Genomic DNA, 13,185 nt, shown 5'->3' on the forward strand with positions numbered 1-13,185 from the left:
TTTTAAGACTCCAAGTCTTTTCTCAGTAGTCCAATAGCACAGTGATCTATTTCTTTTCAGTCATTAAACAGTTTCCGTATTCTCTTCTTCTAATCTCAATAAAGCCAATCTGTATTCTTCTGGCAATACCTTTATAAAATGCCCCACTTCTTGTTCCCAGTTTTCTAACAATCGCTGGGCTAGTGGACTCAATGTCATGTTGTAATGTTCTTCCACCAGGTCTTTTAGAATATTCAAATCTGCTGTATCTTCAACAGGATTAAAATGGAGGCCTTCTGTATTGGATTTGGATACTAGAGTGCGGCCTTTATCATATACAAAGGCAATACCACCGCTCATTCCAGCTCCAAAATTCCTTCCTACACTTCCTAAAATCACCACAGTTCCTCCTGTCATGTATTCACATCCATGGTCACCTATTCCTTCTACAACAGCTTGAACTCCAGAATTACGAACACAAAAACGCTCGCCAGCTTTTCCATTGATAAATGCTTTACCAGTTGTAGCGCCATAAAAGGCAACATTGCCTATAATCACATTTTCTTCAGGCGCAAATGTGGATTCCATTGGGACTTTTACGATCAATTTTGCTCCAGACAGTCCTTTACCTATATAATCGTTAGTATTTCCCGTAACGCTCAGTGTAAGTCCTTTTGCTGCAAAGGCTCCAAAACTCTGACCAGCAGATCCTTTAAAATTCACTTTAAGCGTATTATCAGGAAGTCCGTTAACACCGTATATTTTTGAAATTTCATTACTGAGAATAGTTCCTACAGCACGATTTTCATTAGTAATGTCAAAGTCTAAAATGGTTTTTTCTTTTCTAAATAATGCAGGATGCGCTTTACTGATGATTTTAAAATCCAAAGCTTTTTCTAGATCGTGATCTTGCTTTGTTGTATTCCTTAAAGCCACCGTATCAGGAACATCTACTTTATGAAGAATAGGAGAAAGGTCCAGTCCCATAGCTTTATAAGAATCTATAGATTTACTTCTGTCTAGTTTTTGAACTTGGCCTACCATTTCATCCATCGTTCTAAAACCTAACTGGGCCATAATCTCGCGCAATTCTTGGGCTACGAAATACATGAAATTCACTACATGTTCTGGTTTTCCTTTAAATTTCTTACGCAATTCTGGATTTTGCGTAGCAATACCTACGGGACAAGTATTTAAATGACACGCACGCATCATGATACATCCAGAAGCCACCAAGGGAGCGGTGGCAAAACCAAATTCTTCAGCACCTAACAAGGCTGCAACGGCGACATCGCGACCGGTTTTTAATTGACCATCACATTCCAATACCACTCGATTACGCAAGTCGTTCATGACTAGTGTTTGTTGCGCTTCGGCAAGGCCTAATTCCCAAGGCAAACCTGTATGTTTAAGTGATGTGAGTGCCGCAGCGCCGGTTCCACCATCGTGGCCAGAGATGAGAATCACATCAGCCTTTGCTTTTGCTACTCCAGCGGCAACAGTTCCTACACCTACTTCTGATACTAACTTTACATTAATACGGGCTTCTCGATTAGCCGATTTTAAGTCATAAATCAATTGGGATAAATCTTCAATGGAATAAATATCGTGATGAGGTGGTGGCGATATCAATCCTACGTATGGAGTAGAGTTACGCGTTTTGGCGATTTCTGCATTAACTTTAGGGCCAGGAAGATGTCCGCCTTCACCAGGTTTTGCTCCTTGAGCCATTTTAATTTGGATCTCACTTGCGTTAGTCAGGTAATTAGAAGTAACCCCAAATCTTCCCGAGGCTACTTGTTTAATAGCACTGTTTTTCCAATCTCCATTCACATTTTTATAGAATCGTTCTTGGTCTTCACCACCTTCTCCAGAATTACTTTTTCCAGAAATACGGTTCATGGCAACTGCTAGATTTTCATGGGCTTCTTTAGAAATGGAACCATAAGACATCGCCCCTGTCTTGAATCGTTTGACAATTTCAGTCCAAGGCTCTACTTCATTGATATCGATAGGGTCAAAGTTAGTAAACTCAAATAGACCTCTAATCGTCATCAATTGTTTTTGCTGATCATTGATTAATGCAGCGTATTCCTTATACACCAATGGTTTGTTGCTTCGCACAGCTTCTTGTAACTTGGCAATCGTCATCGGATTGAACAAATGTTTTTCTCCTTTTCTTCTCCATCGGTATTCACCACCTATTTCTAGGTCGAAATTGGATGGCTGTTCCGCTTTAGCGAAAGCGGAGTCATAACGTTTATGAATATCTTTTTCAATCTCGTGCAAACCAATTCCCTGAAGACGCGTTACCGTGCGAGGGAAGTATTGCTCCACCACTTTAGAATTGATTCCTATACATTCAAAAAGTTGCGAACCGCGGTAAGAATTTAAGGTAGAGATCCCTATTTTATTCATCACTCTTAAAACCCCTTTTCCTATAGCAGCATTAAAGTTTTGGATGGCAATCTGAGGGTCTTTCATCTCGAGTAAATCGATATGGGTCTCGATGATCTCGTTCACCATATACGGGTTGATTGCACTGGCACCATAACCAAATAATAAGGCAAAATGATGCACCTCACGAGGCTCAGCAGACTCGATGATCAAACTGGCTCGAGAACGTTTTTTGAGCTTTACCAGTCCGTTATTGACATAACTACAAGCCAAAAGTGCTGGAATAGGAGCACTGTCCTTACTCACCTCACGATCTGATAGGATGATGATGTTTGTTCCTTGATCAATTGCTTTAGCAGCGTTCTCTAAGAGTCTTTCAAGTGCATTTTCCAGTCCATTATGACCTTTTTGTGCTTCATATACCATAGGAATGGATATGATATTGAAATGATCGTGCTTGAAATTCTTTACCTTATCTAAATCTTGTTTGGAGATCACTGGATTCTGAATTTTGAGTTTTCTACAATGAATATTGTTGATCTCAAAGATGTTAGAATCGCTTCCTAAAGAAAGACTGATATCGGTAATTAGTTCCTCCCGTATACCATCCAGCGGCGGATTTGTCACCTGCGCAAACAGCTGTTTGAAATAATTATAAATGAGTTGTGGACGTTCAGATATCGCAGCAATAGGAGCGTCATTCCCCATGGATCCTATAGGCTCTTTACCCAAATTTGCCATAGGAAGAATGATTCGGTCGATTTCTTCTTGAGTATATCCAAATAATAACTGTCTTCTAACAAGAGACTCCTGATTGAGAAATACAGGACATTCATTATAAGGAATGTCTTTTAAATGTACAAGATTTTGGTCCAGCCATTCTTGGTAGGGGTATCTAGAGGCAATTTCCTGTTTGATTTCTTCATCATTTATAATCCTTCCAGCGCTCATATCCACTAGAAACATTTTTCCTGGCTCTAGTCTTCCATGCATTTCTACATTAGCTGGAGCTATATCTATAACTCCAGTTTCTGAAGACATGACTACATAGCCATCTTTAGTAACCGTATATCTGGAAGGTCTTAATCCGTTTCTATCGAGAACGGCACCTATGTAATTCCCATCTGTAAAAGGAATAGAAGCAGGACCATCCCATGGTTCCATAAGACAAGAATTGAATTCATAAAAGGCCTTTTTTTCTGGAGACATGTCTGGGTTTTTTTCCCATGCTTCTGGAACCAACATCATCATTACTTCTGGTAAAGATCGCCCGGTCATTAATAAAAGCTCCACAACCATGTCCATGGAAGCAGAATCAGATTTACCTGGAAGTACGACCGGTAATACGTTCTTAAGGTCTTCACCGAACCAATTGCTTTTCATGAGTTCTTCTCTAGAAAACATGCGCGCTATATTACCTCGCAATGTATTTATTTCTCCATTGTGACACATGTACCTAAACGGCTGTGCCAGGTCCCAAGTAGGGAAGGTGTTTGTAGAGAATCGCTGGTGTACTAATGCCAGTCTGGTAACAAAAGAAGGTTCATTTAAATCTTTATAAAAGGCCTTAATATCTTGAGGACGCAACAATCCTTTATATATAATGATCTTGGTAGAAAAACTTGGAAGATAGAAGAAAGAGCTTTCTGACAGCTTAGAACTATATATAGTATGCTCTGCCGTTTTACGAGCGATGTAGAGTTTTAAATTAAAATCAAATTCACTTTGCTTTTCGGGCTTTTCTACAAATAACTGTTTGATAAAAGGTTGTGATACTTGTGCGATCTCTCCTAATACAGACTCATCCACGGGAACATCACGCCATCCTAAAATCTCTAAGCCTTGTTTTTCAATTTGTTCTTCAAGAATACGAATACAGTAATCTTGCTGATTGATCTTGCGCGGTAGAAAAACATTACTCACCGCATAATCACCTGAAGAGGGAATAGAGAAATCACAAACACTTTCAAAAAACGCATGCGGAATGTCAATGAGTATTCCAGCACCATCTCCAGTTTTACCATCAGCGCTTACTGCACCTCGATGTTCTAATTTTTCTAAGATTTGAAGTGCTTTGTGTATAATATCATTAGACTTAGTTCCATGAAGGCTACACATAAAACCAGCCCCGCAATTATCGTGTTCAAATTCTGGAAGGTACAGCCCTTGTTTCTTAAGCATATGGGGAGTTTTAGGAGTGAAAAAGTATACTGATATCTTTAAAGATAGCTTTCAATCAGCTGTATTCCAAACACTCCGATCATTTTTATCATTATCCAAATTTTACTTTGTGATAATTATCATTTTAGGATTATAATCCCATTTAAATATGATTTTCGAAATCAAATTTTAGATTTATTTAACAAGCGGACTTTATTTTATTGAAAATAATTCGATGTATCCATTGTTGTAAAATATAAATACATCTAATTATTAATTTTAATTACGAAATCCATAATTTAAGAGCGATTTACATTATTTAAATATGCTTTTTGAATACACTCCCTATCTAATGTAGCGGTATATCTTTTTCAATCATAGTTTATAAAAAGGTAGCCCCTTATAATTAGGGTGAATATCTGTAGTTTTCAAATCTATGGAGTTTACCTAATTTTAATAGAGAATAGGTTGGTCTGTTATTCATAACCTTAGCCTCTTTAGGCCTTTACAGTCAGCGACAGGTAATGCTTATTTATAGAATAAAAAAAGTACCATTAGCTGTTTATTTGTTTAGTAAACGGAATGCTTAAAAGCTGTGTATCGGGAACAGCTATCTCGATTGGAGTAGATTTATTTAATTCAATTGTTATTTCCTAATTATTTTAAGAGCAGGAAGTCGGTAAGCAACTTCATATAAGAAGGTGTAGCGTAGAGAGCTGGTAAGAAGACCTTTCTCTCCAGGCTAGAAAAATGCTAAGCGGCTGGAACCAAATTAAAAGCTACTAAGTTGATTAGTGGCTTTCTGTTGAAGCATAGCTCTATAAAGTAAAGTAAGGAGAAGCGTATTAAATACAATAGGATGACCTCCTTTTAATTCTTATATCAATACTACTACTTACTACTATTTAAACATGTCCATACCCGGAATATTAGGTAATCCATCTTTAGCAACAGCAGCAACTTCTGCCTCGTAAATTGCTTCGGCTTTAGCAAGTGCTTTATTAGTTACGAGCACTAGATAATCTTCTAATTGTTCTTTGTCCTCCAAAAGTTCTTTTGCAAGGGCGATGTTTTTAATTTTGCGGCTTGCTGTAACGGTAACTCTTAAAAGGCCATCGCTAGATTGCTCGTCTATCAATACCGTATCCATTCTCTTTTTAGTTTCTTCTACTTTTTGTTGGGTTTCTTTGAGTTTACCCATCATATCTCCGAACATAATTTTTATTTTTTAGATGTATTGCTGTAAAGTACTTGTGGTTTTTCCGCTTTCGCGAAAGCGAGAACAAAATTAACTATTTCACAACGATAGTAACAAATGGAAAGCGATTTTATATCTTGCGGCGCTTTTAAAAGTAACCTTATTTATGGCTCACCAAGCTCCGATTGCAAAGAAAATACCTCACGTTCATGACATGCATGGACATCAAAGAATTGATAATTACCACTGGATGACAGAGCGTGATGCTCCAGAAGTTATTGATTATTTAAAAAAAGAAAACGAGTATTACGATGCAATTACTCAACATACAGACACTTTAAAAGAAGATCTTTTTAAGGAAATAAAGTCTCGCATTAAGGAAGATGATGAGTCCGTTCCTTACCTATTAAACGGTTACTGGTATATAAGTAAAATGGAAACAGGTGAGAGTTACCCTTATTTTTACAGGCGTAAAGACGGCAGTGAGGAGAAAGAATTGCTTTTTAATGTCAATGAAATGGCAATAGGACATGATTTTTACAATCTTACTTCTTTAAATATATCACCAGATAATAAGCTCGTTGCCTATGCCGTGGATACTAAAGGTAGAAGAGAATACACGATACATGTAAAGAATCTAGAAACGGGTGAAACCTTTAAAACCAATTTAGAATTGACTTCAGGAGGCTCTGTATGGGCAAACGACAATAAAACACTCTTTTTTACGCGTAAAGATCAACAAACCTTGCGATCGAATAAAATCTTCAAATACGAAATAGGTCAACCAGCTTCTTCTAACGAGATGATCTTTGAGGAGAAAGATGAGATCTTCAATTGCTTTGTTTACAAGAGCATGTCAGAGCGTTTTATCATGATTAAATCTTCTGCCACTTTATCTGATGAAGTACGTTATATAGACGCAGATTTGCCAGACAGTGATTTTAAGATGGTTCAAGAACGCCAGCCAAAAATGGAATACAGTGTTTCTCATTATCAAGATAGTTTTTATATCATGACCAATAAAGATGAGGCCACTAACTTTAAAATCATGAGAACTGCCATAGCAACTCCAGAAATGGAAAATTGGGAGGATTTTATTGCTCATGACCCAGATGTGTTATTAGAAGATTTTGATCTTTTTGAGAATTACTTTGTTGTCTCAGATCGTTTTAATGGCTTGAATCGTATAAGAATCAAGGCTTGGGATCATACGGTAGATTACTTTTTACCATTTGATAACGAGACATATACCGCTTTTACCAGTGCTAATTTCCAGTTTAAAACGAAAAAATTACGCTACAACTATAACTCGATGACCATGCCGCCTTCGGTTATAGAATTTGATATGGAAACAAGGGAAGAGGTGATCTTAAAAACGCAACCCATAGAAGACCCCAACTTTGATCCAGAAAACTATATCTCTGAACGTGTATGGGCAACAGCCCCTGACGGTGTCAAAGTACCTATAAGCTTGGTTTATAGAAAGGATATGAAAAAAGCTGACGGGAACCCGATGTTGCAATATGGCTATGGGAGTTATGGGAGCACTATTGATCCTTACTTTTCTATTTCTAGATTGAGTTTGCTCGACCGTGGATTTATTTTTGCCATCTCACACGTCAGAGGAGGGGAATACTTAGGTAGGCAATGGTATGAAGGCGGAAAAATGTTTTCAAAGCGCAATACATTTACAGACTTTATAGCCTGTAGTGAATATTTAATTAAAGAAAAGTATACCTCATCGAACCATCTGTATGCTTCTGGGGGTAGCGCCGGCGGATTATTAATGGGAGCAATTATAAATATGGCACCTCATTTATATAACGGAATTTTAAGTGCCGTACCTTTTGTAGATGTAGTCACTACGATGCTGGACGATAGCATACCACTTACCACGGGAGAATACGACGAATGGGGAAATCCCAACACAAAAGAGAGTTATGAGTACATGTTGAGTTACTCTCCATACGATCAAGTAATTGCTCAGAATTATCCTCATATTCTGGTAACTACAGGTTATCACGATTCTCAAGTACAGTATTGGGAACCCGCAAAATGGGTAGCTAAGTTGAGAGAATTTAAAAAGGACTCCAATGTAGTGCTATTTAAGACTGATCTTTCTAGCGGTCACAGCGGTGCGTCGGGAAGATATGATGCACTAAAAGAAGTGGCAATAGATTTTGCATTTCTGTTAGATCTTGAAAATATCAACAGCTAGTTTTTTTTATGTAAATTTGCCAAGTTTTGTGCAAAAAAATGATGTACATAGGAATTTTTTTAGTTGCTTTAAACTTTTTAATATTAAAAGTGAAACTAAAGGTTCCAAGCAAAAACCAACATATGAGCGACAACATTAAAGCGTATAATAATGTATTGGAATTAATAGGTGAAACACCTTTAATAAAACTTTCAAAATCAGTAGAAACTTTTCCAGGTAATTATTACGCCAAAGTAGAGGCTTTTAATCCAGGGCATTCCTCAAAAGATCGTATTGCACTTCATATCATTGAAGAGGCAGAACGCAAAGGAATTCTTAAAGCTGGAGATACTATCATAGAAACTACTTCTGGAAATACTGGTTTTAGCATCGCTATGGTAAGCCGTATTAAGGGTTACGACTGTGTACTAGCAGTAAGTTCAAAATCTAGTGCAGACAAAATAGACATGTTAAAGTCTATGGGAGCAAAGGTTTATGTTTGTCCTGCAAACGTAAGTGCTGATGATCCTCGTAGTTATTATCAAGTAGCAAAACGTCTTCATGATGAAATTAAGAACAGTATATACATCAATCAGTATTTTAACGATCTAAATGCAGAGGCTCACTATTTATCTACTGGTCCTGAAATCTGGAATCAAACCGCTGGTGAAATCACACATTTAGTCGCTTGTAGTGGAACTGGGGGGACTATTTCTGGTACTGCTCGATTCTTAAAAGAGCAAAATCCAAATGTAAAAATATTAGGGGTAGATGCCTATGGTAGCGTTCTTAAGAAATATCATGAGACTCAAGAATTTGATAAAAATGAGATCTATCCTTACCGTATAGAAGGATTGGGTAAAAACTTGATCCCTACGGCAACTGATTTTGATGTGATAGATAGTTTTACTAAAGTAAAGGATGAAGATGCTGCACATACAGCACGCCAAATTTCACAAACAGAAGGTTTATTTGTAGGTTATACAAGTGGAGCAGCTATGCAAGCGGTAAAACAATTAGCTGCAGCTGGCGAGTTTGATGAAAATTCTAAAGTGGTTGTTATTTTTCCAGACCATGGCTCTCGTTATATGAGTAAGATTTATAACGATGAGTGGATGCAGGATCAAGGCTTTTTTGATTCAAAATCAACAGCTAGTCAGCAATATATAGAATATATCAAGTAGGTTAGACGAATATTTAACATTATATAAACCGTTGTATTACAGAAATATAGCGGTTTTTTTATGTCGCTTCTGCGAAAGCCATATCCTCATAAATCCTTAAACACCTATTTATCAACAGGTTATTGTTATCAACTTCTTTATTATGCACGCATAATGAATAGGCAAATTGTGATTAGAATTGTATCTTTGCCTCATTATAACATTCCTATGAAAGATTTATTTGATAAAATTTATAAAGACAAAGGACCTTTAGGTAAGTGGGCCAGCGTAGCTGAAGGATATTTTGTATTTCCAAAGTTAGAAGGACCTATTTCTAACCGAATGCAATTCAACGGTAGAGAAGTGATTACCTGGAGTGTCAATGATTATCTGGGTCTTGCTAATCACCCTGAGGTAAGAAAGGTAGATGCTGAGGCAGGAGTTGAATTCGGTAGTGCATATCCTATGGGAGCACGTATGATGAGCGGTCATACAGATCTACACGAACAACTTCAAAATGAGTTGGCAGAATTTGTCAATAAAGAAGCGGCTTACTTATTAAACTTTGGTTACCAAGGATGTATGTCTACGGTAGATGCGCTAGTTTGTAAAGATGACGTTATTGTTTACGATGTAGATGCACATGCTTGTATCATTGATGGTGTACGTCTACACCAGGGTAAGCGTTTTACTTACAAGCACAACGATTTAGAAAGTATAGAAAAGAACTTACAACGTGCCACTAAAATTGCAGAGCATACCGGTGGAGGAATCTTAGTGATTTCTGAGGGTGTTTTTGGAATGCGTGGTGAGCAAGGAAAATTAAAAGAAATAGTTGCACTTAAGAAAAAGTACAACTTCCGTCTTTTTGTAGATGATGCACATGGATTCGGTACATTAGGTAAAACTGGTGCTGGAGCAGGTGAGGAACAAGGTATACAAGATGATATCGATGTTTACTTTGCCACATTTGCAAAATCTCTTGCTAGTACAGGTGCTTTTATAGCAGCCGATAAAGAAATAATGGATTATTTAAAGTACAATTTGCGTTCTCAAATGTTTGCAAAATCGCTGCAATCACAGTTAGTAGTAGGTGCTTTAAAACGTCTTGACATGTTGCGTACCATGCCAGAGCTTAGAGAAAAGCTTTGGGAAAACGTAAATGCATTGCAAAACGGTTTAAAAGATCGTGGCTTTGATATAGGCACAACACAATCTTGTGTAACTCCAGTATATTTGAAAGGAAGTATTCCAGAAGCGATGGCGTTGGTAAAAGACTTGCGTGAGAACTTTGGTGTATTTTGCTCTATAGTTGTGTATCCTGTAATACCTAAAGGTCTTATTTTGTTAAGGTTGATTCCCACAGCTTCCCATACTATGGAAGATATCGAAGAAACACTAACTTCATTTGAAGGAATTCGAGAGAGATTAGATAGTGGTGTTTATAAAAGACTAAGCGCTAGTGTAGCAGCTGCATTTGCATAAACTAACCGCTGATTACATATTCAGTTTATTAATAAAAAGCCCTGTAAAACAGGGCTTTTCTATGTAAAATAGTTAAATTTTAATTCTTTTACTAAACTGTGTCGAGCTTATGGAAATACTATTGAGTCTATAGTCTATGGAGCTTCCTTATAAAGGGAGGCTTGCTGCATAACACTTATAGGGTAGCTGATGACTTGGTATCCTGCGGCCTTGCCTGTTTCTTCTTTATTCTTTAGTACCGACATGGTAATCATAAAATCCATGCGGTCTTTGTAGAAAACTTCGCTGTTTTGCAATAAATTACCAGCGACTTCATAAGTGCTAAATAAGGTGTTCTTAGAATAAGCTACGGGAAGTAAAATACCATTATTCTCATCTAATTCATAAATGTTAGGGTTTTCTGTCCGGATTAACGTGTAGGCTCTTTCAGATCTCTCCACACCGTAGTATATTTTATAGTCGTATTCAAAAGGATCAGATGTAGCAAGCAGATGAAATTCCATAGGAATAATTTCAACCCCATAGCTCGTCGTGTTCATTAGATCTCCTTTATAGACGCCTAAAAAGTCATCTGGAAATACAAGTTCTTTTTCGGCCTCTTCAAGAATAGGTGCTGATGATTTAGAATTTTCTTCTGGCCCTGTTTTACAGTTTACAAAAAGCAGAAGGAGGGCAATTAAGGTCCATTGTTTCATAAGTCAAAAATAGAAATTTATTTGGTCTGCTTACCGTGAAATCCTATCTAGTTCTCTAAAAGAAGAAATCCCAAGTTGTCAAAGATGACATCTCAGGATTTCTAACTAACCAACCAAAAAACTTTATGAAAATTTCTCTTACTAATCTTCTCTTACATAACTGCAATACACGTGCCAAACTATTATGCATGCATAATAAATAATTATTCATATAAATTTATTAGTATAAAAAGCCAAGAGGTCATTCTGTTTTAGCCTTAATTCTTACTATAGATAGCACAAATGCTAAGACGGCTTTATGTTTTGGAGTAGATGAATGAAGTGTAATAGGATCTTTAATAATCGATTATATTATATAATCTACTGATTACTAAATATTAAGAGAAGCTATTTGTCCTATGTCGGGAGTACACTTCATTTTAAATACCACATATTGAGGCAACTAAGGCAATGGTCCATTGTAATTGCCCTATTAGGAGTTAAATAGGTCATTGAGGTGACACTCTGACATTAATTTTCATAAGAACTCTTGTTAATAGGGGACTCTTATAGTTCTGACTTTCATAAGTTTTACTTAGAGGTTTTCTTTCAATTATACATGGAAGGTATCAACTAAATGCTTTGTTTATTTATGAGAGTACGTTCCTTTTTTATTTTTTGAGAATCCACAAATAAAACTTACAGCATCTGAACCTATAAAAGACATGCCATTTGAGGTAGAGATTTATTTTGTTATCGATCAAGGTTCTTTCTAATTATTTTTTACTCTTAAGAATGTAAAACCGACTAAGATGTCTCCAAATAGGAAACTTCTAGATCCACTTTTTCCATTTAAAGAAAAAGATAAGACTTATAAAAATAACTATGTTAATGATCCAGAAATATTGATAACCATGTACCCATGTCAATTCTGGTATATGTTCAAAATTCATCCCATAAATTCCCGCCACAAATGTCATCGGTATAAATATCGAAGACACTATAGTAAGTACTTGCATGATCTGATTCATTTTGTGACTGACGCTAGAAAGATACATGTCCCGCAATCCAGCGTTAATCTCCCGGTAGGATTCTACGGTTTCTATAATCTGAATACAGTGATCGTAAGCATCTTGAAGATAGGCATGAGTGCGAGATTCAATAAGTTTGCTATCTTCTTTTAAGAGTCTGGAAATAGATTCTCTCAAAGGAAAAATAGCGCGTCGTAGTTGTAACAACATCCTTTTGTTCTTTTGTGCTTTATTCAAAGAATCCTTCTGTGGATCATCAAATACTTCATCTTCTAATAGATCTAGATAATCTCCTATTTGCTCAATCGCAATAAAATAATGATCTATAATACTATCTATAAGCGCATAGAACAGGTAATCACTTTTTACAGATCTGATACGGCCCCGGCTGTTTTCTATGCGTTCTCTGATGTTTTCAAAAACATCACCAGTTTTTTCTTGAAAAGTAATTACAGCATCTTCCGTAAGGATGATGCTTATTTGTTCCTCTGAAAGCTCGTGATGCTCTGCATCATAAGAAATCATTTTGATACATTGATAAATGTAATCACCGTAAAATTCTGTTTTGGGACGTTGTGTGGTATTGGCAATGTCTTCTAAAAGTAAGTGGTGTAAATGGAATTTGCTTCCTATTTTTTCCAATAAGTCAATATCATGAACACCATCAATATTGAACCAGTTGACACGATCTTCTTTTAGCTGCTCTAAAAAGATACCTTCTTGTTTAGAAAAATGAGTCTCATCATACAGAATGGTTTCTGTAGTCACAACACCAGTTCTATCTTCTCCTACGTATGAAATAGTTCCAGGTGGCTGGAATACGTTGTTCCTGTGCTTAGGAGTTGCCTTACGTCGCAATCTCAAATTAGGTTTTCTCATGAAATTGTTGATTATAATTCAA

7 protein-coding genes are annotated in these 13,185 nt (G+C 36.7%); 3 read left to right on the forward strand and 4 right to left on the reverse strand.

Going from position 1 to position 13,185, the window contains the following annotated elements; genetic code table 11:
- Positions 1-63: 63 nt before the first annotated feature.
- Positions 64-4,557 (reverse strand): glutamate synthase large subunit, encoded by a 4,494-nt coding sequence (gene gltB, locus F0365_RS12385; RefSeq protein WP_169933975.1) that lies wholly within the window; start codon positions 4,555-4,557, stop codon positions 64-66.
- A gap of 880 nt (positions 4,558-5,437) precedes the next feature.
- Complete coding sequence (locus F0365_RS12390) at positions 5,438-5,752, reverse strand: YbaB/EbfC family nucleoid-associated protein (protein ID WP_169933976.1); 315 nt, start codon at positions 5,750-5,752, stop codon at positions 5,438-5,440.
- Positions 5,753-5,900: 148 nt separating this feature from the next.
- On the opposite strand from F0365_RS12390, the gene F0365_RS12395 reads away from it, so the two are divergent.
- From F0365_RS12395 to F0365_RS12405, 3 genes are all read left to right on the forward strand, one after another.
- Positions 5,901-7,952, forward strand: coding sequence for a S9 family peptidase (locus F0365_RS12395; protein ID WP_169933977.1), 2,052 nt, complete (start codon positions 5,901-5,903; stop codon positions 7,950-7,952).
- Positions 7,953-8,074: 122 nt separating this feature from the next.
- Positions 8,075-9,115, forward strand: a complete 1,041-nt coding sequence (locus F0365_RS12400) for a PLP-dependent cysteine synthase family protein (protein WP_169933978.1) — start codon at positions 8,075-8,077, stop codon at positions 9,113-9,115.
- Between the two features lie 207 nt (positions 9,116-9,322).
- Positions 9,323-10,579, forward strand: coding sequence for an aminotransferase class I/II-fold pyridoxal phosphate-dependent enzyme (locus tag F0365_RS12405; RefSeq protein ID WP_169933979.1), 1,257 nt, complete (start codon positions 9,323-9,325; stop codon positions 10,577-10,579).
- Positions 10,580-10,713: 134 nt separating this feature from the next.
- Here the strand turns inward: F0365_RS12405 and F0365_RS12410 are convergent, their stop codons facing one another.
- Both F0365_RS12410 and corA read right to left on the reverse strand, forming a co-directional pair.
- Entirely contained in the window at positions 10,714-11,274 is a 561-nt protein-coding gene (locus tag F0365_RS12410; protein WP_169933980.1) for a hypothetical protein, read from the reverse strand.
- Between the two features lie 812 nt (positions 11,275-12,086).
- Complete coding sequence (gene corA / locus F0365_RS12415; RefSeq protein WP_169933981.1) at positions 12,087-13,163, reverse strand: magnesium/cobalt transporter CorA; 1,077 nt, start codon at positions 13,161-13,163, stop codon at positions 12,087-12,089.
- Positions 13,164-13,185 lie beyond the last annotated feature (22 nt).

The organism is Nonlabens sp. Ci31 (assembly GCF_012974865.1).
GTDB lineage: Bacteria > Bacteroidota > Bacteroidia > Flavobacteriales > Flavobacteriaceae > Nonlabens.